The organism is Streptomyces sp. Xyl84, from assembly GCF_059731885.1.
On record NZ_AP029182.1, the window covers coordinates 317,089 to 338,471 of the forward strand.

General features: G+C 73.7%; 19 protein-coding genes. 8 read left to right on the forward strand and 11 right to left on the reverse strand.

Translation table 11 applies throughout. The features are described 5' to 3' along the window. Positions 1 to 26: 26 nt before the first annotated feature. Positions 27 to 914 (forward strand): alpha/beta hydrolase, encoded by an 888-nt coding sequence (locus AC6I72_RS01360; RefSeq protein ID WP_497998796.1) that lies wholly within the window; start codon positions 27 to 29, stop codon positions 912 to 914. A 55-nt stretch (positions 915 to 969) separates the two neighbouring features. Here the strand turns inward: AC6I72_RS01360 and AC6I72_RS01365 are convergent, their stop codons facing one another. Together AC6I72_RS01365 and bla are read right to left on the reverse strand one after the other, a co-directional pair. Further along, positions 970 to 1,884, reverse strand: coding sequence for a bifunctional helix-turn-helix transcriptional regulator/GNAT family N-acetyltransferase (locus AC6I72_RS01365; protein WP_497998797.1), 915 nt, complete (start codon positions 1,882 to 1,884; stop codon positions 970 to 972). A gap of 59 nt (positions 1,885 to 1,943) precedes the next feature. Further along, complete coding sequence (bla, locus tag AC6I72_RS01370; RefSeq protein ID WP_497998798.1) at positions 1,944 to 2,882, reverse strand: class A beta-lactamase; 939 nt, start codon at positions 2,880 to 2,882, stop codon at positions 1,944 to 1,946. 149 nt (positions 2,883 to 3,031) lie between these two features. On the opposite strand from bla, the gene AC6I72_RS01375 reads away from it, so the two are divergent. The 3 genes from AC6I72_RS01375 to AC6I72_RS01385 all read left to right on the forward strand — a co-directional run bounded on the left by AC6I72_RS01375 (position 3,032) and on the right by AC6I72_RS01385 (position 6,672). After that, complete coding sequence (locus AC6I72_RS01375; RefSeq protein ID WP_497998800.1) at positions 3,032 to 4,048, forward strand: LysR family transcriptional regulator; 1,017 nt, start codon at positions 3,032 to 3,034, stop codon at positions 4,046 to 4,048. Continuing rightward, positions 4,045 to 5,001 (forward strand): serine hydrolase, encoded by a 957-nt coding sequence (locus tag AC6I72_RS01380; RefSeq protein ID WP_497998802.1) that lies wholly within the window; start codon positions 4,045 to 4,047, stop codon positions 4,999 to 5,001. Before AC6I72_RS01375 ends, AC6I72_RS01380 begins: the two co-directional genes overlap by 4 nt. 333 nt (positions 5,002 to 5,334) lie before the next feature. Then, positions 5,335 to 6,672, forward strand: a complete 1,338-nt coding sequence (locus tag AC6I72_RS01385) for a dicarboxylate/amino acid:cation symporter (protein ID WP_497998803.1) — start codon at positions 5,335 to 5,337, stop codon at positions 6,670 to 6,672. Between the two features lie 246 nt (positions 6,673 to 6,918). Here the strand turns inward: AC6I72_RS01385 and AC6I72_RS01390 are convergent, their stop codons facing one another. Continuing rightward, complete coding sequence (locus AC6I72_RS01390) at positions 6,919 to 7,578, reverse strand: TetR/AcrR family transcriptional regulator (RefSeq protein ID WP_497998804.1); 660 nt, start codon at positions 7,576 to 7,578, stop codon at positions 6,919 to 6,921. A gap of 162 nt (positions 7,579 to 7,740) precedes the next feature. Between AC6I72_RS01390 and AC6I72_RS01395 the strand changes: the two genes are divergently transcribed. The 3 genes from AC6I72_RS01395 (at position 7,741) to AC6I72_RS01405 (ending at position 10,474) form a co-directional block, all read left to right on the forward strand. Continuing rightward, the gene (locus AC6I72_RS01395) at positions 7,741 to 8,526 is read left to right on the forward strand and encodes an SDR family NAD(P)-dependent oxidoreductase (RefSeq protein WP_497998805.1); all 786 of its coding nucleotides are present in this window, start codon (positions 7,741 to 7,743) and stop codon (positions 8,524 to 8,526) included. Between the two features lie 62 nt (positions 8,527 to 8,588). After that, a complete protein-coding gene (locus AC6I72_RS01400) occupies positions 8,589 to 9,353 on the forward strand; it encodes a glucose 1-dehydrogenase (protein ID WP_497998806.1) in 765 nt (254 codons plus the stop codon). A 140-nt stretch (positions 9,354 to 9,493) separates the two neighbouring features. After that, positions 9,494 to 10,474 (forward strand): trypsin-like serine peptidase, encoded by a 981-nt coding sequence (locus tag AC6I72_RS01405; RefSeq protein ID WP_497998807.1) that lies wholly within the window; start codon positions 9,494 to 9,496, stop codon positions 10,472 to 10,474. A gap of 223 nt (positions 10,475 to 10,697) precedes the next feature. Here the strand turns inward: AC6I72_RS01405 and AC6I72_RS01410 are convergent, their stop codons facing one another. The 3 genes from AC6I72_RS01410 to AC6I72_RS01420 form a co-directional block, all read right to left on the reverse strand. Continuing rightward, the gene (locus AC6I72_RS01410) at positions 10,698 to 11,303 is read right to left on the reverse strand and encodes a TetR/AcrR family transcriptional regulator (RefSeq protein ID WP_497998808.1); all 606 of its coding nucleotides are present in this window, start codon (positions 11,301 to 11,303) and stop codon (positions 10,698 to 10,700) included. A 463-nt stretch (positions 11,304 to 11,766) separates the two neighbouring features. Continuing rightward, on the reverse strand, positions 11,767 to 12,051 hold the full coding sequence (locus AC6I72_RS01415; protein ID WP_497998809.1) for a ferredoxin: 285 nt from the start codon (positions 12,049 to 12,051) through the stop codon (positions 11,767 to 11,769). Continuing rightward, complete coding sequence (locus AC6I72_RS01420) at positions 12,048 to 13,250, reverse strand: cytochrome P450 (RefSeq protein ID WP_497998811.1); 1,203 nt, start codon at positions 13,248 to 13,250, stop codon at positions 12,048 to 12,050. The genes AC6I72_RS01415 and AC6I72_RS01420 overlap by 4 nt, the downstream gene beginning before the upstream one ends. 268 nt (positions 13,251 to 13,518) lie before the next feature. On the opposite strand from AC6I72_RS01420, the gene AC6I72_RS01425 reads away from it, so the two are divergent. After that, positions 13,519 to 14,751 (forward strand): aminotransferase class V-fold PLP-dependent enzyme, encoded by a 1,233-nt coding sequence (locus AC6I72_RS01425; RefSeq protein ID WP_497998812.1) that lies wholly within the window; start codon positions 13,519 to 13,521, stop codon positions 14,749 to 14,751. Positions 14,752 to 14,800: 49 nt separating this feature from the next. Here the strand turns inward: AC6I72_RS01425 and AC6I72_RS01430 are convergent, their stop codons facing one another. The 5 genes from AC6I72_RS01430 to proP all read right to left on the reverse strand — a co-directional run bounded on the left by AC6I72_RS01430 (position 14,801) and on the right by proP (position 21,348). Continuing rightward, positions 14,801 to 15,592 (reverse strand): polysaccharide lyase family 7 protein, encoded by a 792-nt coding sequence (locus AC6I72_RS01430; protein ID WP_497998813.1) that lies wholly within the window; start codon positions 15,590 to 15,592, stop codon positions 14,801 to 14,803. Between the two features lie 232 nt (positions 15,593 to 15,824). Continuing rightward, a complete protein-coding gene (locus tag AC6I72_RS01435; RefSeq protein ID WP_497998814.1) occupies positions 15,825 to 17,027 on the reverse strand; it encodes a cytochrome P450 family protein in 1,203 nt (400 codons plus the stop codon). A 102-nt stretch (positions 17,028 to 17,129) separates the two neighbouring features. Then, positions 17,130 to 19,211, reverse strand: a complete 2,082-nt coding sequence (locus AC6I72_RS01440) for an MFS transporter (RefSeq protein ID WP_497998816.1) — start codon at positions 19,209 to 19,211, stop codon at positions 17,130 to 17,132. Beyond that, the gene (locus AC6I72_RS01445; RefSeq protein WP_497998817.1) at positions 19,208 to 19,702 is read right to left on the reverse strand and encodes a MarR family winged helix-turn-helix transcriptional regulator; all 495 of its coding nucleotides are present in this window, start codon (positions 19,700 to 19,702) and stop codon (positions 19,208 to 19,210) included. Before AC6I72_RS01445 ends, AC6I72_RS01440 begins: the two co-directional genes overlap by 4 nt. Before the next feature lie 119 nt (positions 19,703 to 19,821). Next, positions 19,822 to 21,348 carry a glycine betaine/L-proline transporter ProP gene (gene proP / locus AC6I72_RS01450; protein ID WP_497998818.1) on the reverse strand — a complete coding sequence of 509 codons (1,527 nt, stop codon included), beginning with the start codon at positions 21,346 to 21,348 and terminating at the stop codon, positions 19,822 to 19,824. Positions 21,349 to 21,383: the final 35 nt, after the last annotated feature.

The window sequence follows — 21,383 nt, forward strand, 5'->3', positions numbered from 1 at the left end:
ACCATTGGTTACTCAAGGGAGCGCACATGGGTACGACGAACACGACGGGACCGGCCGACGCCACGGGCGCCGCGGTCGACGTCGAACTGCGCCGGGTCACGGTGGGCGGCGTCGGGCTGAACGTGGCGCTGGCCGGCCGGGGCCGGGCCGTCCTGCTGCTGCACGGCTTCCCGCACACCTGGCGGCTGTGGACCGACGTCCTCGCGCCGCTCGCCGGCCGCCACCGCGTGATCGCCCCCGACCTGCGCGGCTTCGGGGACAGCGACCGTCCGGCGGACGGATACGACGCGGGCACCCTGGCGGCCGACGCCGAGGGCCTGCTGGCGGCCCTCGGCGTGACCTCCGCGGCGGTGGTCGGCATCGACGCCGGCACTCCGCCCGCCTTCCTGCTCGCCATGCGGCGGCCCGGCCTCGTGCGGCGGGTGGTGCTGATGGAGTCGCTGCTGGGCAGCCTGCCCGGCGCCGGGGACTTCCTGGCCGGCGGGCCGCCCTGGTGGTTCGGTTTCCACCGCGAACCGGGTCTGGCGGAGTCCGTTCTGGCCGGGAACGAGGCGTCGTACGTGGACTGGTTCCTCGATCGCGGCACCCTCGGGCGCGGCGTGCGGCAGGAGGTGCGCGACGCGATCGTCGCCGCGTACGCCCGTCCGGGGGCGCTGCGCGGGGCCCTGGGCTCCTACCGGGCGCTGCCGGACAGCGACCGGCAGATCCGCGCGGCCGTGGCCGCCGGCCGGCTGGCGGTACCGGCCCTCACGATCGGCGCCGACCCGGTGGGCCGCGCGCTCGAACAGCAGCTGCGGCCCCATGCCGACCGGCTGACCGGGCACGTCCTGGAGGACTGCGGCCACATCATCCCGCTCGACCGTCCCGCGGCCCTGCTGGACCTGCTGCTGCCGTTCCTCGCGCCCGCCCGCTGACCCTCCGGCCCCCGGCCGCCGGGCCGGTCACCGCGCCGGGCGCCGAGCCCGGTCGTCAGCGCGTGCCCGCCTCGCCGGCCGGCATCGGCGTGATCCGCTTCTCGAACCAGTGGTGGGCGTAGGGCTCGTCGTTGAAGGCGGCCACCTCCTGGAAGCCGCACGAGCGGTAGAGCGACCGCGCGACGGTGAGCGCCTTGTTGGTGTCCAGCCGGAGCAGGTCGCGGCCGTGCCCGGCGGCCCGCGCCTCCAGTTCGGCCAGGAAGCGGCGGCCGAGGCCGAGCCCGCGGGCCCCGGGGGCGACCCACATGCGTTTGATCTCCGCCGGGGCGCCCGGCGGGAGCTTCAGACCGGCGCAGCCGACGGGCTCGCCGTGCAGCCGCGCTACCAGGAACAGGCCGCGCGGCGGCAGGAGTTCCCCCGCGTCGGGCAGCAGACTGCGCGCGGGGTCGAAGCCGGTGTCGAAGCGCTCCTGCAGCTCGGTGAAGTAGGACCGCAGGCAGTACTGGGCGTCGGGGTGGCCGGGGGCGACCGTGTCGAGGGTGACGGTCGCCGCGGTCAGCAGCCGCTCGGTCTCGGCCATGGCGGCGACCAGCCGGGTGCGCTGGGCGTCGTTGAGCGGTGCGAGGAGCGAGCCGGCCAGGTCGTCGCTGCACGCGTCGAGCAGGGCGCGCTCGGCGCGGCCCGCCGCGGTGAGCCGGACCGTGCGCACCCGGCGGTCGCCGGGGTGCGGCTCCACCGTCACCAGGCCGTCCGCCTGCAAGGCGCGCAGGAGCCGGCTGGCGTACCCCGAGTCCAGACCGAGGCGTTCGCGCAGCCGTCGTACGTCCTTGCCCCGCTCACCGATCTCCCAGAGCAGCCTGGCCTCGCCGACGGGCCGGTCGCCGCCCAGGTAGTGGTCGTGGAGCACGCCCACCCGTTCGGCCACGGTCCGGTTGAAGCGCCGTACCTGTTCGATCTGTGCCGCGTCCATTCTCTGACACTAGTCAGAGAACGGACACGCGGCCAGTGGCCGGTGCGGTGCGCCCGTCGTCACTCGCCCGGGGCGAGGGTGCGTGCGACGACGCGGGCCGCGTCGGCGACGAGGGCGTTGTCCACGGCGGCGTCCTTCGCCGGCTTCGAGGTGAGCACCGCCAGCACGACGGGGGTCCCGCGGGTGGTCCAGGCGACGCCGATGTCGTTGGCGGACGCGTAGTCCCCGGTGCCCGTCTTGTCGCCGACGACCCAGCCGTCGGGCAGTCCCTTGCGGAAGCGTTCGCCGCTGGTGGTGTTGCCCTTCAGCCAGGTGACGAGCTGCTCCCGGTCACCGCCGGTCAGCGCCCGCCCCACGGCCACCCGCTCCAGGCTCGTGGCGATCGCCTCGGGCGTGGTCGTGTCCCGCGGATCGCCCGGTACGGCGGTGTTCAGGTCGGTCTCCCAGCGGTCGAGGCGGCTGACCCGGTCGCCGAGGGACCGGAAGAAGCGGGTGAGGCCGGCCGGTCCGCCCAGCTCGCGCAGCAGCAGGTTGCCCGCCGTGTTGTCGCTGTACCGGATCGCCGCCGCGCACAGCTCGCCCACGGTCATGCCGCTGTCGACGTGCTGCCCGGTGACCGGGGAATTGGCCAGGACGTCCGCCGGAGGGTAGTGCACGACCTTGTCGAGCGGCGCGCAGCGGCCGTGGTCGCGCAGGACGGCCGCGGCGGCGAACGCCTTGAACGTCGAGCACATCGCGAACCGCTCCCCCGCCCGGTAGGAGAGGGTTCCTCCGGTGCGTACGTTGCGGGCGTGCAGGCCGAGCCGGGCGGCGTAGCGCTCCTCCAGCGCGCGCAGTTCGTCCACGGCCGCGCGCGCTCCGCTCGCGAGGGGCGCACCGGCCGCGGCCGGTGCGGCCGTCGCCCGTGCGGCCGTCACGGCAGGGGCGAGCACGGCGGTGGAGAGGGCGAGGCCGGCCTTGAACAGGCCGCGCCGCCGCAGAGGGCTGTCACTCGTCATGCGCAGGGGTCTCCCGTCGTCCGTTCGCTGTCGCGTCGTTGAGCCGCCGGCCGTCCGGGCCGCCGACGGGGAACAGCGAAACAGCAGGGGGCCTCTCATGTCCAAGAGTGAACATTGAAGATCACATAACTTATTGCTATGAAAGAACCATGGACCTGCTCGCTCACCTGGAGGCCTACGTCGCGACCGTCGACGAGGCGAGCTTCTCCCGCGCCGCCGACCGGCTCGGGATCGCCCAGCCCCTCCTCAGCCGCCGCGTCAAGACGCTCGAGGAACACTTCGGCGGCCTCTTGTTCGACCGTTCGCGCCGCCAGGTGACGACCACCGAGTTCGGTGTACTGCTGCTGCCGTACGCGCAGGACGTGCTGGACCGGGCCGAACGGCTGCGGCAGGTCGCCCGGTCGGCCCGGCGCTCGGCGGTGCGTGTCGTCGCGGTGCCCCCGGACTGCGGCCCGGCGGCGCTGGCCCGCGTGATCCGCGCCGGCGCCGAGCACGGCGTCACGCTCGGCGTCCGGGAACTGGGCCCCGAGCCGCGGGAGGCCGGCCTGGCCGACGGATCGCTGGCCTACGCGCTGGTGCGCGTCCCGCCGGAGGACGCCCCGCTGCGGGTGCCGCTCGGTGTGGGTTCCGCGCCCGCGGCGGACGCACCGCGGGACGCGCCGGGCCCGGGAGCCGCCGGCGCCCCGCCCGGTCCCCGTCCCCGTGCGGTCCACCTGGAGGACCTGCGGCCCCGGCGGAGCCGGGACGCGGCGGGCGGACGGCCCGCGGGGCTCGCCCTGCTCACCACGGCGGAGGACCAGGTGCCCTTCGCGGCGGACCGGCTCGCCCGGGCCGTCGCGCGCGCGGGGCTGCCCGAGGGCCTGCTGCGCCCGGCCGGGCCGGTGGCGACCGCGCTCGCCGAGACCCTGGCCGGGCGGGTGCGGCTGCTGTGCACCGAACCGTTCGCGCGGCGGCACGGGGTCGACTGGGCCCCGCTGCACGACACCTCCCTGCACCGCGGCTACGCCCCCCGGGCGAGCCACCGGCAGCCGGGGACCGGCGGTGTGCCCCGGTGGCTGGTGTCCCTGCTGGCGGCCGGGGTCGGTGCCGGGACGGCGCCCCCGGCGGCGGGGCCGCCCCCGGGGGCGGACGAGGACGCGGCGGCACGGCTGGCGGCCCGCGGATGAGCGCCGGCCTGCCGCACCCGCCGGAGCACCGGCCGCACCGCCCCGCGCACCTCGTCGGTGACGGCGCGCTCCTCGACGTCGCCGAGGCGATCGCCGCCGACTGGGCGGCCATCGGTGTGCGCGGCTCGTTCCTGGCCCGCGACATCGACACCGGTGAGCAGCTCGGGTTCGACGCCGGCGTGCCGCTGCCGCTCGCCTCGGTCGTCAAGGTGCCGCTCGCCCTGGTGGTGCTGGACCGCATCGCGGCCGGCGACCTCGACGCCGGGCGCGGGGTGAGGGTCGACCCGGCCACCAGCAGTGTCGGGCCCACCGGGCTGGCGGCGTTCCGGTACCCGGCCACCGTCGCCGTCGGCGACCTGCTGCACCTGATGCTCACGGTCAGCGACAACGCCGCCGCGGACGCGCTCTTCGGCCTGGTCCCGGTGGCCGAGGCCGACGCCCGCCTGCGTTCCTGGGACTGCGGGGACCTGCGGGTGCGCCACCGTATGAACCGCATGTACGAGTGCGCCGCCGGGGCCGCGGGGAAGGACTTCTCCCTGGCGCTGGAGCTGGCCGTGCGTGACGACCGCTCGGGGCGGCACACCATCGAGACGCTGGATCCGGCCCGCGCCAACGCCGGTACCGCCGCCGCGCTCGTGGATCTGCTGCAGCGGGTCTGGCGGGACGAGATCTCCCGGCCTTCCGCCACCGCGGAGCTGCGCCGGCTGATGGGGGCGCAGGTCTTCACGCACCGGCTGGCGAGCGAGCTGCGCGCCGACACCCTCCGGGTGAGCGGCAAGACCGGCACGTTCCTGCACCTGCGGCACGAGATCGGGGTGGTGGAGGCCGACTCCGGTCACCGGGTGGCGATCGCCGCCCTCACCCGCTCCGACCGCAGGGCCGGCCTGGCACCGGACATCGACCTCGCGATCGGGACCGGCGCACGCGACGCGTTCGAGGCGCTGCGGCGCTGAACGGGGCGGGGCGGCACCGGCCGAGCGGTCCAGGGTCAGCGTTGACCAAAGGCTCGCTTTGAGGTTCTCAAAGTTCAAGTGTTAACGTTCCTGTCATGAAGACAGCAGCCGCGCACCGCGCCGACGCCTCCCCGGGCGTCCGCCGCGCCGTCACGGGCGTACCGCTCGTGGCGCGCCTGCACGTCGATCTCTGCCGCTGCATGTCCGCGGCTTGTCGCGCCTGATCGCGAACTCCCCGGTGCAGCGGCGCCGTTGACACTTCTTCACGGTCGCTGCTTCCTGTACGTACGTCCCGCTCGTCCCGCCCCCACGCGTTCCTACTGGAGTGTGTCCGTGTCCGCGAACACCGCTGATCCGAAGCCCGCGAAGTCCGGCTTCCGGATACCCGTCCCCTTCTGGGCCCAGGTCCTGATCGGCCTCGTCGTCGGCCTGGTCCTCGGTTTCGTCGCCCGCACCTACGACGTGTCCTGGCTCGCCACCACTCTCGACAAGGTGGGCGGCATCTTCATCCAGCTGCTGAAGCTGGCGGTGGCACCGCTGGTCTTCTTCGCGATCATGGTGTCGATCACCAACCTGCGGAAGGTCAACAACGCGGCCCGCCTGGCCGGCCGCACCCTGCTCTGGTTCATGATCACCTCGCTGATCGCGGTGGTGATCGGCCTGGTGATCGGCCTGGTCTCCAACCCCGGTTCCGGCTCGAACCTCACCGCGGCCGACGGCGCCAAGCCGGAGCACGCCGGCAGCTGGCTCGACTTCCTGACGGGCATCATCCCGACCGACGTCGTGACGCCGTTCACCGAGCTGAACGTGCTCCAGATCGTCTTCATGGCGGTCGTCGCCGGTGTCGCGATCCTCAAGATCGGCCCGAAGGCCCAGCCGATCCTGACCCTGTCCGAGTCCATCCTGGAGCTGCTGCAGAAGGCCCTGTGGTGGGTGATCCTGCTCGCCCCGATCGGTTCCGCGGGACTGATCGGCCGCGCCATCGTGCAGTACGGCTGGAACCTGCTGGGCAACTACGCCACGTTCACCGTGGACATCTACGTCGGCTGCGCCCTGGTGCTGTTCGGCGTGTACCCGCTGCTGCTCGCCACCGTCGGCAAGCTGAACCCGCTGCAGTTCTTCAAGGGTGCCTGGCCGGCCATCCAGCTGGCGTTCGTGTCCCGCTCCTCGGTCGGCACCATGCCGGTCACCCAGCAGTCGGCGATCCGCCTCGGTGTCCCCAAGGACTACGCCTCCTTCGCCGTGCCGTTCGGCGCGACGACCAAGATGGACGGCTGCGCGGCGATCTACCCGGCGATCTCGGCGATCTTCGTGGCGCAGATCTTCCACGTGCACATGGGCGTCAAGGAGTACCTGCTCATCGCGTTCGTCTCGGTGATCGGCTCGGCCGCCACCGCCGGTCTGACCGGAGCGACGGTCATGCTGACGCTCACCCTGTCCACCCTCGGCCTGCCGATGGAGGGCGTGGGTCTGCTGCTCGCGATCGACCCGATCCTGGACATGATGCGCACCGCCACCAACGTGGCGGGCCAGGCCCTCATCCCGGTCATCGTCGCCGCCCGCGAGAAGATCCTCGACCACGCGAAGTACGACAGCGCGTCGGCCTCCCCGGTCGACGAGGTGGAGAGCGTGTACAGCGAGCCGAAGCAGGCCGCGCCGGTGGCCGGCTGACGCCGCCCCTGCGCCCGGCCCGGGCGTACGTCCCCTCGGCCCCGCCGGATCCCTTCCGGCGGGGCCGAGGGTTTTTCCGGTCGGCTACGAGGGTGCGCCGGACGGCGATGTCCCGCGCCCGGGGCCCGGCCCGGCTGGTGGGCATACCGGATGCCTCCCCGGGGGCAGGTAAACGTACCGGGGCCCGGCCCGGCGGGTGGGCCCGGCGAGTGGGCCTGACGGATCCCACCCCGGGGGCGGGCAGGCCTACCGGGGCCCCGCCCCCGCCCCGGTCTCCCCGCCCCAGGGCTCCATGCCGCCGATGAGCCCGCGCAGACAGCGCGTGGCCAGGCCCACGGGTGAGTCGGGGCCCTCCGTACCGGCGTCGGTGGCCGCCCAGGTCTCCAGCGCGATCCGGATCGCGTCGGTGGCCGCGGCCGCCGCCAGCCGCACCTCCAGCGGCTGTGCCCGCGGCCCCGCGAGCCGGGCCAGCACGGGCACGAGCCGCTCCTCCGACTCCTGGTTCACGCGGTACCAGACCGCCCGCAGCGCGGGATCGTCCGCCGCCGCGCGCAGCAGCCCCCGCGTGCGCAGCAGCGCCCGCTCGGCTTCCTCGTCGGGCGTGGCGAGCGCCTGCCCGACCGCGTCCTCCAGCGCCCGCTGGAGCGGTGTTCCGGGCTCGGTCGCCTCCAGCAGGGCCCGCCAGCGGTCGGCGCCGTCGGCGAGCAGCGGGCTCACGGCGTCCTGCTTGGAGCGGAAGTACCGGTAGAAGGTGCGCAGCGCGACTCCCGCGCGCAGGGCGATCTCCTCGGCCGTCGTGCCGTCGGGGCCCCGCGTGGCGAAGAGTTCCGCCGCGGCGTGGGCGATGTCGAGCTGGGTGGCGGCCTTGCGGCGTTCGGTCAGGGTCGCGGACGGCTTGGTGCTCACCCGCAGAAGCCTACGCCCCGCCGCCATGGGTCGGCACGTCAGGACGATGTGGCAAAACGTGCCATGCGGGCGTACCGTGACGACATCGGGAGCGCCGGCGGGCAAGAGGGCCGGCGCCGCAGGGTCCCGTCGGTGACCGACGGGACCGGGTTGGAGACACACATGAACCGCTATGAAGGCCGCCGCGCGCTGATCACCGGCGGCGGCTCGGGCATCGGCCAGGCCAGCGTGCTGCGCGTCCTCGCGGAGGGCGGCACCGTCGTGGCCGCCGACGTCAGCGAGCGGGGGCTGCTGGACACCGCCGCGAAGGCGGGCGCCGACGCGGACCGGCTCACCACGGTCGTCGTCGACATCGCCGACGAGGCGTCGGTGCGCGACGGCGTCGCCGCGGCCCTCGCAGCCCTCGGGGGTCTGGACGTGCTGGTCAACGCGGCCGGGATCCTGCGCTCCTCGCACACCCACGAGACGAGCCTGGAGGCCTTCACCCGCGTCCTGCAGGTCAACCTCGTCGGCACTTTCCTGGTGATCCGCGAGTGCATACCGGCCCTGCTGGAGGGCCGGGACGCGGCGGTCGTCAACTTCAGCTCGACCTCGGCGATGTTCGCCCACCCCTACATGGCCGCGTACGCGGCGAGCAAGGGCGGCATCCAGTCGATGACGCACGCGCTGGCCGCCGAGTACGCGGGGCGCGGCATCCGGTTCACGGCCGTGCAGCCGGGTTCCATCTCCTCCGGCATGACCGACGGCAGCGGCGCCAGCGGGCAGAGCGCGGGCCCGGGGCTGCCCGAGGACGCCGACATGAGCCTGTTCGTGAAGCTGGCGCCGGCCCTCGGCCAGGGCTTCGCCGGCCCGGAGACGGTGGCGTCCGTGGTCGCGATGCTCGCCTGCGAGGACGGCCGGTTCATCACCGGCACCGAGGTCCGCATCGACGGCGGCACCCACCACTGACAGGCCGTCGGCCGCCCGCGCGGGCGCGCGTGCCCGCGCGGGCCACATCCAAGGAGCACGACATGAACGACCTCACCGGCAAGACCGTCGTCGTCACCGGCGCAGCCCGCGGCCTGGGCGCCGAGGCGGCCCGGCAGGCGGTGGCCGCCGGAGCCGACGTGGTGATCACCGACGTCCTGGAGAGCGAGGGCGAGGCCACCGCCGCCGCCCTCGGCCCGCACGCCCGCTTCCTGCGCCACGACGTCACCTCCGAACAGGACTGGCGACAGGTCGCCGACTTCGCCGTCGCGGAGTTCGGCGGCCTGCACGGGCTCGTCAACAACGCCGGCGTCTCGACCGGGCAGCTGCTGGAGAACGAGTCGGTCGAGCACTTCCGCAGGGTGCTCGACATCAACCTCACGGGCGTCTTCATCGGCATGCGGACCGTGATCCCCGCGATGAAGGAGTGCGGTGGCGGTTCCATCGTCAACGTCTCGTCGGCGGCGGGCCTGATGGGGCTCGCCCTGACCGCCGGGTACGGCGCGTCGAAGTGGGGCGTGCGGGGGCTGACGAAGATCGGTGCGGTGGAGCTGGGCACGGCCCGGATCCGGGTGAACTCGGTGCACCCGGGCATGACCTACACACCGATGACCGCCTCGGTCGGCATCGAGCAGGGCGAGGGCAGGTACCCGAACACGCCCATGGGCCGGGTCGGTGAGCCGCACGAGGTCGCGGGCGCCGTCGTGTACCTGCTCTCCGACGCCGCCTCGTACGTGACGGGCGCCGAACTGGCGGTCGACGGCGGCTGGACCGCCGGGCCGACGGTGAAGTACGTCATGGGTGGGTGAGGCACGTCCGGCGCGGTCGGTGAGCAGGCGCTGCGCGGGGCCGCGACGGTCCGTCAGGAACCGGTCGTGCGCGAGGGCGGACGGACGCACGGCCCGACCGTAGGGTGGACCGTCACTTGTGTCCGCTCCGAGGGGAACTGATGGTGCGCAGTACAAGGATGGTCCGCTACGCCGCCGCCTGCGCGTCGGCTCTGCTGCTCTGTGCCGGACTCGCCCCGGCGGCCTTCGCCGGCGGCGGTCCGGGCGGTCCCGACCCCGCCGCGGCCCGGCTCGACGCCTACTGGACCCCGGCCAGGATGGCCGCCGCCCTGCCCGGCGCCCCCGCCAAGGGCACCGAGTCCGGTCCGGACGCCGTCGCCGCCTCACCGGCGGTGGACGGTCCCCGGCCCGGCGAGTACATCCCGCCCAGCAGGAGTTTCACCGGCATACCGCAGGCCGGCACCTTCTTCTGGACCGACGCCACCGGCACCGGCCGCACCTGCAGCGGCTCCGTGGTCCGCAGCCCCGGCCGGTCGCTGGTGCTCAGCGCCGGGCACTGCCTGAAGAGTTACGCCGGCGCGTCCGCGAAGCGGCACCTGGGCTTCGTGCCGCAGTACCACGACGGGCTCAAGCCCTTCGGGATCTTCCCGGTCCGCGCCGACGGGGTCTACGTGCCGCAGCGGTACTACGACCTGGGGGCGCACGCCGGGGCCGAGTACGACGTCGCCCTCGCCGTCACGGAGCCCGACGAGAACGGGACGCTGCTGCAGGACGCGGTCGGTGCGGTGCGGCTGCTCACCGGGACCGGCTACCTCCACGCGCCCGTGCGGATGATCGGCTACCCGGCGGGGGCCGCCGAGCCGCTGGAGTGCTGGAGCTGGACGACGGCGTGGGTCAGTGACGACCCGGCCGAACCGGGCACGTTCCCGCGGATCGCCTGCGACGCGTTCGTCGGCGGGACGAGCGGCGGGCCGATGCTGGTGCCGTGGCCCGGCGGCTGGGCGGTGATCGGGGTGATCGGCGGCTACCACACCGGCGGCAACACCTCGCAGGTGTCCTACAGCGCCTACTTCGGCACCGCCGTCCGCGCGCTCTACGAGGCCGCGGTCACCGGCGAGCCGCCCGCGGGCCCGGCTTCCTGACACGCGGCCGCCCGGCCCGGCGGGCCGTCTGCCTGCCGGGCCGGGCACCGGCCTCCCGGCCCCCGGGCAGGGCACCTGCTTCCTGGAACGGCCCAGAACGGTGCTTCACCGCACGGGCAGGGCGCGCAGCCGTATGCCGTGCCGGGCCCGGAGGCGGCCGATCTCCCCGCCGCGACGGCGGTCGTGGTGAGCACCGCCCCTGCTGAATACCGCGCCCCGCGCGTCAGATGCCGGGGGCCCCGCGACGGGCCGCGTCGACCAGGGCGTGCAGACACTCCATGAACAGCCGGTGCGTCCCAACCGCGTCCTCGTTCTGCAGGACAGTGGCGAAGTACTGGCTCAGCGCCGCGCCGACGGCGGCTCCGACGACGGCGTTCACCGGATGGTCGCCGGGCAGTCCGGTGGCGGCGGCCAGGGCGGGCCCGGTGATGCGGACGGCCTCGGTGATCTGGCTGCTGCCGTGGGCCCGCAGCGCCGGGTTGGCCTCGTACATCGCGGTGAGCAGCGCCACGACCTCCGGGTCCAGGGCGTCGGCCTCGCCCCTGAGCCAGGTGTCGACGACGTCGAGGAACCCGGAGTCGGGCCGGTCCCTGAAGACGGCGGTGAGCCGGGCCGCGATCTCGTCGGGCACCGACAGGGCGATGTCGTGCTTGGAGGGGAAGTAGAGAGAGACCGTGCGGGGCGCGACGTCGGCCGCCTCGGCGATGTCGGCGATGGTCGTCCCGTCGTAGCCCTGCTCGGCGAACAGGCGCATTCCCGCCCGTCTGATGGCCTCCCGGCGTCTGGCCTTGCTGCGCTCCCGGTGGGACGCCCGCGTCTCGCCCGTCATGGCCGTAGCGTAGTCGCAGCGGCGAGCCGGACGGCCGGAGCGGGGCCACCGGCGGCCGCACGGGCGGCAGCGGATGCACGAACCGCACTGGCCGCTTGGACCGCAGTCGCCGCAGTCGCCGCAGTCGCCGCAGTCGCCGCAGTCGCCGCAGTCGCCGCAGTCGCCGCAGTCGCCGCAGGCAGGCTCCAGCCCGAACCCTGGCCGCAGCAAAAACCCCGCGCCTCACCGGCCGACGACAGCCTCACTGACCACCCGTCCCATGTCACCGGCCACCCGCCACCTCACCGACACCCACCACCTCACCGACCATTGGCCAACAGCCACCGACCATCAGCCACCTGACGCTTCGTCAGTCACCTCACCGACCTGCCGATCGGCCGGTCACCTGGCGGTCCGCCGGCACGCCGGGCCGCCCGCCCGGAGGCAGGGGGGCGCGGCACCGCCGCGCCCGCCGTACCGCCGCCTACTCCTCGGGCGCGATACGGACGCCGGTGTCGCGGTGCGTCACCAAGATGGCCTCCATGGGACAGGACTCCGCCGCGTCGACCACCTCCGGTGCCGGCTCGGTGGTCGGCGACGTCGGGTGCGAGGCACCGTCACGGACCTGGAACCGCCCGGGTGCGACGCCCGCGCAGATGCCGGTGGCCATGCACGCCTTCTCGTCGACCTGTACGCGCCAGGCTCCCTCGCCCGGCCCCGGGACCCCGCCGGGAGCGCGCCGGGTGGAGTCCTGGTCCCGGCCGGTCACGCCGCGTCCCAGGTCACCAGCATCTTCTGCAGCCCCTTCACCCCGGCCCCCGCCTTCCACACGAGGTCCTCGGCGGTACCGGCCAGACGCAGGCCGGGCAGGCGCTCCAGCAGCGTGCGCAGGGCCACCTGGAGTTCCATTCGGGCCAGTTGGGCCCCCAGGCAGTGGTGCGGTCCGTGGCCGAACCCGACGTGCGAGGCCTCCTGGCGGGTCAGGTCGAGTTTCTCGGGGCAGGTGTAGACGGCGGTGTCCCGGTTGGCCGACGCGTTCGAGGCGACGACCGGTTCGCCCGCGCGCACCACCCCGCCGCTCAGCTCGATGTCCTCCAGCGCGTAGCGCGCGACCCCGCCGCTGCCCAGCGGCACGAACCGCATGAGTTCCTCGACGGCCTGGGGCACCAGGTCCAGGTCGGCGCGGAGCCGGGTCAGCTCGCCGGGGTGCTCGAGCAGCGTGTACACGAAGTTGGGGATCTGGCTGGCGGTGGTCTCATGGCCCGCGACCAGGACGCTGACACCCATGGCGACCAGTTCGTCCTCGGAGAGCCGCTCCTCCTCGTCCCGCGCGGCCACCATCACTCCGAGCAGGTCGTCCCGGGGTTCCTTGCGCCGCTCGGCGACCAGTCCCGCCATGTAGGCGGACAGTTCGTCGGCGTAGCGTTCGACCTCCTCGGGGCGGAAGCGGGTGGTCGAGAGCAGGGCGTCGGACCACAGGCGGAACCGTGTCCGGTCCTCCAGGGGCACGCCCAGCAGTTCGCAGATGACCGTGACGGGCAGCGGCAGGGCGAAGTCGGCCACCAGGTCGGCGGGCGCGCCCCGGACCGTCATCGCGTCGACGAGACCGTCGGCGATGGCCTGGGCCCGCAGCCGCAGCTGCTCGACGCGGCGGGCGGTGAACGCCTTGGCGACCACCCGCCTGAGCCGGGTGTGCTCGGGCGGGTCGAAGGCCAGGATGTTGCCGCTCAGACCCCGGTGGTACCGGGTCCTGGGCTCGTCGCGGACGGCTGCCTCGGCGCGGCTGAACCGCGGGTCGCCGAGCACGGTCTTCACGTCCTCGTACCTGGTCACCAGCCAGGCGGGCTCGCCGTGGGCCAGGCGCACCGGGCACATCGGCCGGTTCGCGCGAAGCTCCTCGAACTCCGGCTCGATGAGCAGTTCGTCGGTCTCGTGGAACGGGAACGCCTGGGGATCGCTGATGGTCATGAGGTGCCGCCTCTCGTGGGGGAACCATCTGCAACGGGCTGTCCGCACGCTGCGAGCATCACAATTCGTCCATATCGGAACCGTAAGCAATCTTGCAGGACGCTGCAATATTGCTTTCGGACGCATTCCGGTTGGCGGTATATGAGCTGCCTGCGGGGCGGCGCCGGAGCGGCGCGTAGGGTGTGAGGGTCCCGATCAAGCCGTGACAGGCGGTGCGTCGCCGCGCGCCCCCGTCCGCCGCGGCAGGCACCGAGGAAGCTGGAGTCCCGTGACCGAGACCGAGGTCGTCACCGCGCCCCGTCCGCTGCTCCTGGACGACGGCCGGCCCGCCGCCGCGGCCTGGTCCCTGGATCCCGGCCTGCTGCACCTCAACCACGGGTCGTTCGGCGCCGTTCCGCTGGTCGCGCAGCGCCGGCAGAACGAGCTGCGGGCCGAGATGGAGCGCGCGCCGGTCGTCTGGTTCCCGCGGCTGCCCGCCCGGATCGCCGAGACCCGGGGCGCCGTCGCCCGCCATCTGGGGGCCGAGGCCACGGACCTCGCGCTGGTGCCGAACGCCAGCGCGGGCGCCAGTGTCGTCTACTCCGCCCTGACCGCGCGCCCCGGCGGCGACGTCGTCGTCACCGATCACGGCTACGGCGCGGTCACCATGGGGGCCGAACGCCTCGCCCGCCGCTGGGGCCGCCGGGTCCGCACGGCGCGGGTGCCGCTGGCCGCCGACGCGGACCGGGCCCACCAGGCCGTGATGGCCGAGGTGGACGACGACGTCGCGCTGGTGGTCCTGGACCAGATCACCTCCGCGACGGCCCGCAGGCTGCCCGTGGAACGGGTGGGTGCGGAGCTGGCCCGGCGCGGCGTCACACTGCTGGTGGACGGCGCACACGCGCCCGGCCTGCTGGCCGCCCCGCTCGACGGACTGGTCTGCGACGCCTGGGTCGGCAATCTCCACAAGTGGGGCTGCGCACCGCGCGGCACGGCGGCGCTGGTCGCGCGCGGGCCGCTGCGCGAGCACCTGTACCCGCTGATCGACTCCTGGGCCGCGGCCGAGCCGTTCCCCGACCGGTTCGACCAGCAGGGCACCCTGGACGCCACGGGTCCGCTCGCCGCCCCGGCGGCCCTCGACTTCGTCGCGGACACCTGGGGCTGGGAGACGGCCCGCCGCTACATGGACGAACTGGCGGACTACGGCGCCCGCGTGATCGCCGCCGCGTTCGCCGGATCCTCGGGCACGGCGGAGACCGCCGACGTCGGCATGCCCGTGCCCGGCATGCGCCTGGTCCGCCTGCCCGAGGGCCTGGGCGCCAGCCGCATCGCCGCGGACGCCCTGCGCGACCGGGCCACCGCCGAACTGGGCGCGGAGGCCGCCTTCACCAGCTTCGACGGGGTGGGGTACCTGCGGCTGTCGGCCCACGTCTACAACACCCCCGCCGACTACGACCGGTTCGCCGAGTCCTGCGTCCCGCTCGTGCGGGAGTGGGCACGGGCGGCCCGCGCCCGGAGCTGAGCGGCCGGCCCGCGCCCCGGCGGCCGCCCCGCGCCGCGTGCGTGGTCCGTCACGACCGGCTGTGGCTGACCGTGAGGCCGTAGAAGGCGACCCGGGCCCCCTTCGTGGTGCTGTCGGAGGAGGACTGGTTGTACGAACCGGCCTTGAAGTACTGCTTGTACTGCCGGAACGAGGACGGGATGGCGTAGTGGGTGGTGCTGCCGTCGACGGTGAGGTCGATGGTGTCGCCGCCGGAGACGGCGATGGTGTACCGCCACGTCTTGCCGGTGGAGACGTGCCCGACGGTGTGCGGCGTCTGGCCGCCGTCGGGTGAGTTCTCGGTGCCGAGGACGATGTCCCCGCCGGCCCGGTAGTACAGCTCCACCAGCGGCTTGGTGGAGGAGCCGCCGGTGCCCAGGTGGATCTGTCCCACGCACACGTTCGAGGTCACGGAGACCACGCGGAGCGTGGCGTTCAGCCGGTGGGTGCCGCTGAGCGGCCAGTCGGCGGCGCTGCCGTCGCGGTTCATCTCCCGCAGTTCGGAGCGGGCGTAGTGGGAGTTCGGCGTGGTGACGCCCTTCTCGGGTGCCCAGAAGGTCATCGCGCCGTCGCGGGTGTCGGTGTAGAAGTACGCGTCCTGGTAGCCGTCGGGCCCCTGGAGCCGTGCGGAGGGGATGGTGGTCGGGGACCCGGGTGAGCCGACCGGTTCCTGGAGCTGCCAGGTCGACAGGTCGAAGTTGCCGCCCGGTGCGACCTTCGGGTCGGCGGCGTTCGCGCCGCCCGCACCGAGGACGGCCAGGGTGCCGGTGAGTGCCACGACCGTCGCGACGGCGACGATCCGGGAGCGCTGGGAAGAGGTCATGGGGGGTCCTGCCGGGTGGGGGGAAGCGGTGCCGGACCGAACTGTTCAACCGGCTGAACGTCGAACGTGTACATGCACTGCCGGTGACCCGGGAACCTAAAGGTCTGAACCTGACACGTCAAGGGGTCCGGCGGGGTACGGCGGCGGGACAGCGGGGGCTACGGCGGCGGGAGGGTGTGCCGGCGGGGCGGCGGCGCCCCGCCGGCGGGCCGGGGCGCCGTCGCGCCCCGCGTCACCGGGTGAACCGCACCGGCAGACTGCGCGGGCCGCGGATCATCAGCCCGGGGCGCCAGGTGATCGCCGCCGGGTGGATGTCGAGGGCCAGGCCGGGGCAGCGTTCCAGCAGGGTCCGCACGGCGATGCGCGCCTCGAGGCGGGCCAGGGGCGCGCCCAGGCAGTGATGGATGCCGTGGCCGAACGCCACATGACCGCGGGCGTCGCGGAAGATGTCGAAGCGCTCGGGCGCGGCGAAGCGCGCCGGGTCGCGGTTGGCGTCGGCGATGGCGACGAGGACGAGTTCACCGCCGCCGGGCACGACGGTGCCGCCGATCGTCACGGGTTCGGTGGTGAAGCGGTAGGTGGGGGTCTCCAGCGGGCCGTCGTAGCGGAGCATCTCCTCGACGGCGGCGTCGATCAGGCCGAGGTCGGCGCGCAGGGCGGCCAGTTGAGCGGGGTGGGTGAGCAGGGCGAGGACACCGTTGGAGATGAGGTTGACGGTGGTCTCGTGGCCGGCGACGAGCAGCAGCCAGGCCATGCCGACGAGTTCCTCGTGGGAGAGGCGGTCGCCCTCGTCGTCCTCGGCGTGGATCAGCGCGCTCAGCAGGTCCTCGCCCGGCCGCCGCCGCTTGCCGCTCACCAGCTCCCGCATGTACCGGGCCATCGCGGCCGCCGCGGCCTCGCGCTCCGAGACGTCGGCGGCACCGATCGCGTCGTTCGACCAGGTCCGGAAGGACGCGCGGTCCAGGTCGGGGACGCCGAGGAGCTCGCAGATGACGGAGATGGGCAGCGGGAAGGACAGGGCCTCGACGAGGTCGGCCCGCCCGTCGGGGGCGGCGAGCATGCGGTCCAGGAGCGCGTCGGTGGTCTTCTGGACGCGCGGGGCGAGTTCCTCCACCCGGCGCGCGGTGAACTCGCGGGCGACCAGCCTGCGCAGCCGGGTGTGGTCCGGCGGGTCGGACCTGAGCATGTGGGGCCCGGAGGAGACCGACCCCAGGGGCAGCGCGGGCGACGCCTTCGCCCAGTCCTTGGTGAGCCGGGGGTCGGCGAGCGCGGCACGCCCGGCCTCGTACCCGACGACGAGCCAGGCCTCCGCTCCCCCTTCGGGCATCCGGATGCGGTGCACCGGGCCCTGCGCCCGTAACCGGGCGTACACCGGGTACGGATCACGGGTGAACGGCTCACCGAGCGCGGCGAGATCGACGATGCTCCTGCTCATGGACACAGCCCCCTCCTCACGGCCCCCGCAGCCCACCGACTGTAGTCCCTCTCCGGGCCGGGCCGCTGCCCTCGCGTCGGCCCGGGCGTGGCACCGGCGGGGTCAGCCGGGCCGCCGGCCGGGGCCGAGGTCGGCGCGGACGGTCGTGGCGCCGTCGCCGACGACGACCCCGGCGGTGAGCGGCGGGCCGTCGGCGGTGGCCACGGTGTAGGCGCCCGGGGCGAGGCCGCTGACCGTGTACGTGCCGTCCGGGGCGGTCGTGGCCGAGTCCACCGGTTCGCCCCCGGCGTCGAGCACGGTGACACGGGCGCCGGCGAGGGGCCGGCCGGAGTCCGGGTGGCGGACCGTGCCGTGCAGGACGGCGGCCCCGGCGGACGGGCCGTCGGCGGCCTCTCGTACATGCTCCCGCGGCGCGGGCCGGGTGCCGGGGACGGAGCCGGGACTCGCCGGACGCGGCACGGTGGCGGTCCCGGCGACGGGCACGGCCGGTGCCGGGGTGCCCGCGCGGCCGCGGACCAGCGAGGCCGCCGCGGCGGCCAGGGACATGGCGATGGCGAGCGAGAAGACGACGACGAGGCCGTGGTGGAACGGCTGCGCGATCAGGTGCGGGAAGTACTCGCGGCCGGTGAGGTGCGCGGCGGCGGACGGGGTGAGGTGGCCGAGGATGTCCGGTCCGAGCAGGTGCTGGATGGGGTTGTAGCCGAGGAACGCGGCGAACAGGACGCCGACCGGGGGCAGTTCGGCGACCGTGTGGGCGGCGCCCGCCGGGACGCCCTGGCCGGTCAGGCCCGAGGCCAGGGTGTGCGGAAGGGTGCCCGAGAGCCCGGCGACCATGAGCGAGAAGAAGACACCCATGGACAGCACCATGCCGGCGTTCTGGAAGGTGGCCCGCATGCCGGAGGCGGCGCCCCGCGCGTCGGCGGGCACGCTGGACATGATGACGGAGGTGTTGGGGGCGGCGAACAGGCCCCCGCCGAGACCGTTGAGGAGGATCAGTCCGGCGAAGACCCAGTAGCCGAAGTCGCTGGGCAGGACGAGCAGACCGGCGAACGAGACCGCCATCACCACGAACCCGGACGCGGCGAACAGCCGGGCCCCGAACCGGTCGGACAGCGCACCGGACACCGGCCCGGCGAGCAGGAAACCGATGGTCAGCGGCAGCATGTAGACACCGGCCCACAGGGGGGTGTCGGCGTAGTCGTAGCCGTGCAGGGGCAGCCAGATGCCCTGGAGCCAGATGATGAGCATGAACTGCAGTCCGCCGCGGGCGATCGCGCCCAGCAGGGTGGCCGCGTTGCCGCCCGCGAAGGCGGCGTCGCGGAACAGGCCGAGCGGGAACATCGGCTCGGGCACCTTGGTCTCGACGAGGCAGAAGAGGCCGAGCAGTGCCACCCCGCCGGTCAGCCCGGCCACGACCCACGGGCTGGTCCAGCCCATGGTGTGACCGCCGTAGGGCTGGATCCCGTAGGTGATCGCGGCGAGCAGCACCGTCAGCCCGGCGGCGAAGGTGACGTTCCCCCACCAGTCCATCCGTCCCGGCCTGCGCACACCGGTCTCGTGCAGCGACTTGTACGCCCACACGGTGCCGATCAGGCCGATGGGCACGTTGACCCAGAACACCGAGCGCCAGTTCCAGGTGACGAGCACGCCGCCCAGGACGAGGCCGAGGAACGAGCCCGCGATGCCGGCCACCATGTTGACGCCGAGGGCCATGCCGCGCTGCCGTGCCGGGAAGGCGTCGGTGAGGATGGCGGCGGAGTTGGCCATCAGCATCGAGCCGCCGACCGCCTGCACGATGCGCCAGCCGATCAGCCACAGCGCCCCGCCGCCGCCGTGGAAGGGGTCCAGCGAGAGGACCACCGAGGTGAGCGTGAAGACGAGGAACCCGGCGTTGTAGATCCGCACCCGGCCCTTCATGTCGCCGAGCCGCCCGAGGGCGACCACCAGGACGGCGGTGACGAGCATGTAGCCCATCAGCATCCACAGCAGGTAGCTGACGTTGGCGGGTTCGAGCGGGTCGAGGCGGATGCCGGTGAAGATGCCGGGCAGCGAGATCAGCACGATCGAGCTGTTGATGGTGGCGAGCAGCATGCCGACGGTGGTGTTGGTCAGCGCCACCCACTTGTAGCCGGGGTGGTCCACGCCGGTCCACGCCCTGCGGCCGCGCTGCTGGACGGTGGTCATCGTGTGCTCCCGGTGGGCTGGTGTCCGGGAGACGTGGGCTGCTCCGCGCGTTCCCCGAGCATCCGCCGTACGAGCGGCAGGGCGGTCCGCATCGCCGCGCCCAGCGCCTGCTGGTCCTCGGCGGGAAGGGCGGTGAGCAGCTCGGCCAGCCGGGCGTCGCGGGCCTGCCTGCGCTCGGCGAGGACGGCACGGCCGGTGCCGGTGAGGGTGACCAGGCTGACCCGGCCGTCGCCTGGGTCGCCGACCCGCGCCACGAGGTCCTGCGACTGCAGCCGCTGCACCAGTTGGGTCATGGACGGCTGGGTGACGCCCTCGGCGGCGGCCAGTGCGGTCAGCCGGGCCGGGCCGTCGCGTTCGAGCCGGGCCAGTGTGGCGGCGGCGGTCAGACTCAGCCCGCGCCGGTCCGTCAGTGCTCTGATCACCGCCGAGGCCAGGTCGGCCAGGGCCCGTGCGGTGTCCTGCGCGCCGGGTGCGGAGTGCGACTGGTCCACTCCTCTTTCGTATCACGCTCCTATATAGGTGTCCTATCAAATGACGGTAAGGAAAGGAGCGGGAACCGGCCCGCCCGGTGCTTCCGTCCGCCGGCGGGGCGTCCCCCGCCCTCCCGCCCCTATCGCGTCCCGCGGGTGGCGCGGTACAGCTCCTCGGAGGTGGAGAGCAGTTCGCGCTGCTCCTCCTCGGAGCCCACCATCGGCTGCGACCCGTGCAGCGGCACCTGCGCGCTCTCGGGCAGGAACTTGACGGTCACCAGGCCGATGACGCCGGCCAGCATCAGGTAGTACGCGGGCATCAGGTCGTCGCCGGTGGCGTTGACCAGGGCCGCGGTGACCAGCGGGGTGGTGCCGCCGAACGCGGCGACGGCGAAGTTGAAACCGATGCCCATGGCCGCGTAGCGGACGGCGGTGGGGAAGAGCGCGGGCAGGGTGGCGGCGCTGGGCGCGGCGAAGCAGGCCAGCAGGGTGGACAGGATCAGGACGCCCGCGATCGGCGGCCAGGTGCCGTCCATCTTGAGCAGCAGGAAGGCGGGGACGGCGAGGACGATCATCGCGGCGGCGGCGACGGCGTAGACCGGACGCCTGCCGACGTGGTCGCTGAGGCGGCCGATGAAGGTGATCAGCAGCACGATCCACACCATGCCCAGCAGGACCAGGAGGTCGGCCGAGCTGCTGGAGCGGTGCAGGGTCTCCGTCTGGTAGGTGGGCAGGTACCCGGTCACCATGTAGTTGGTGACGTTGTAGAGCAGCACGATGCCCATGCAGATGAGCAGGGCCGCCCAGTGCTTCTTGACGATGGTCTTGAACTCGCTGCCCGCCGACTTCTGCGCGAGGCTCTTCTCGTGCTCGTCGAGCTGCTGCTGGAAGGCGGGCGACTCCTCCAGTTTGAGGCGCATGTACAGGCCGATGACGCCTAGCGGGCCGGCGATGAGGAACGGGATCCGCCAGCCCCACGAGAGCATCTGGCCGTCGCTGAGCAGGAAGTTCAGAGCGGTGACCAGGGCGGAGCCCAGTGCGTACCCGACGAAGGTGCCGAAGTCCAGCCAGCTGGAGAGGAAGCCGCGGCGGCGGTCGGGCGAGTACTCGGCCACGAAGGTGGTGGCCCCGCCGTACTCGCCGCCGGTGGAGAAGCCCTGGACCATACGGGCGAGCAGCAGGAGCACGGGCGCGGCGATGCCGATCGTGCCGTAACTGGGGATCAGGCCGATGGCGAACGTGCCGGCCGCCATCATGATCATGGTGGTGGCGAGGACCTTCTGCCGTCCGAGGCGGTCTCCGAGGGGCCCGAAGAAGAGGCCGCCGAGCGGGCGCACCACGAAGGCGGCGGCGAAGGTCGCGAAGGAGGAGATCACCTGCGCGCCGGGTGAGGCGCCGGGGAAGAAGACCTTCCCGATGGTGGCGGCGAGGTAGCTGTAGACGCCGAAGTCGAACCACTCCATGCAGTTGCCGAGGGCGGAGGCCCCGACCGCGCGCCTGAGCAGGGGCGGCTCGACGACCTGCACGTCCTCCTTGCGCAGCGCGCGCCGGCTGCGCCTCAGTCTGCGGGTCAGCTCGTCGCGGACCTGCTGGGGCAGGTGCGCGACGGTCTCCCGAAGGCGCTCCCCGCTGGAGGGGCCGGCCTGTCCGTCGGGTGTCACATCCATGACCACGCCACCTTGCCCGTTCACTCGCCGTTCGT

What these genes read in the sequence shown, in the direction of transcription:
- AC6I72_RS01360 (WP_497998796.1), top strand. Translation starts at nt 27, where the DNA reads ATGGGTACGACGAACACGACGGGACCGGCCGACGCCACGGGCGCCGCG.
- AC6I72_RS01365 (WP_497998797.1), bottom strand. Translation starts at nt 1,884, where the DNA reads ATGGACGCGGCACAGATCGAACAGGTACGGCGCTTCAACCGGACCGTG.
- bla (WP_497998798.1), bottom strand. Translation starts at nt 2,882, where the DNA reads ATGACGAGTGACAGCCCTCTGCGGCGGCGCGGCCTGTTCAAGGCCGGC.
- AC6I72_RS01375 (WP_497998800.1), top strand. Translation starts at nt 3,032, where the DNA reads ATGGACCTGCTCGCTCACCTGGAGGCCTACGTCGCGACCGTCGACGAG.
- AC6I72_RS01380 (WP_497998802.1), top strand. Translation starts at nt 4,045, where the DNA reads ATGAGCGCCGGCCTGCCGCACCCGCCGGAGCACCGGCCGCACCGCCCC.
- AC6I72_RS01395 (WP_497998805.1), top strand. Translation starts at nt 7,741, where the DNA reads ATGAACCGCTATGAAGGCCGCCGCGCGCTGATCACCGGCGGCGGCTCG.
- AC6I72_RS01400 (WP_497998806.1), top strand. Translation starts at nt 8,589, where the DNA reads ATGAACGACCTCACCGGCAAGACCGTCGTCGTCACCGGCGCAGCCCGC.
- AC6I72_RS01405 (WP_497998807.1), top strand. Translation starts at nt 9,494, where the DNA reads ATGGTGCGCAGTACAAGGATGGTCCGCTACGCCGCCGCCTGCGCGTCG.
- AC6I72_RS01410 (WP_497998808.1), bottom strand. Translation starts at nt 11,303, where the DNA reads ATGACGGGCGAGACGCGGGCGTCCCACCGGGAGCGCAGCAAGGCCAGA.
- AC6I72_RS01420 (WP_497998811.1), bottom strand. Translation starts at nt 13,250, where the DNA reads ATGACCATCAGCGATCCCCAGGCGTTCCCGTTCCACGAGACCGACGAA.
- AC6I72_RS01430 (WP_497998813.1), bottom strand. Translation starts at nt 15,592, where the DNA reads ATGACCTCTTCCCAGCGCTCCCGGATCGTCGCCGTCGCGACGGTCGTG.
- AC6I72_RS01435 (WP_497998814.1), bottom strand. Translation starts at nt 17,027, where the DNA reads ATGAGCAGGAGCATCGTCGATCTCGCCGCGCTCGGTGAGCCGTTCACC.
- AC6I72_RS01440 (WP_497998816.1), bottom strand. Translation starts at nt 19,211, where the DNA reads ATGACCACCGTCCAGCAGCGCGGCCGCAGGGCGTGGACCGGCGTGGAC.
- proP (WP_497998818.1), bottom strand. Translation starts at nt 21,348, where the DNA reads ATGGATGTGACACCCGACGGACAGGCCGGCCCCTCCAGCGGGGAGCGC.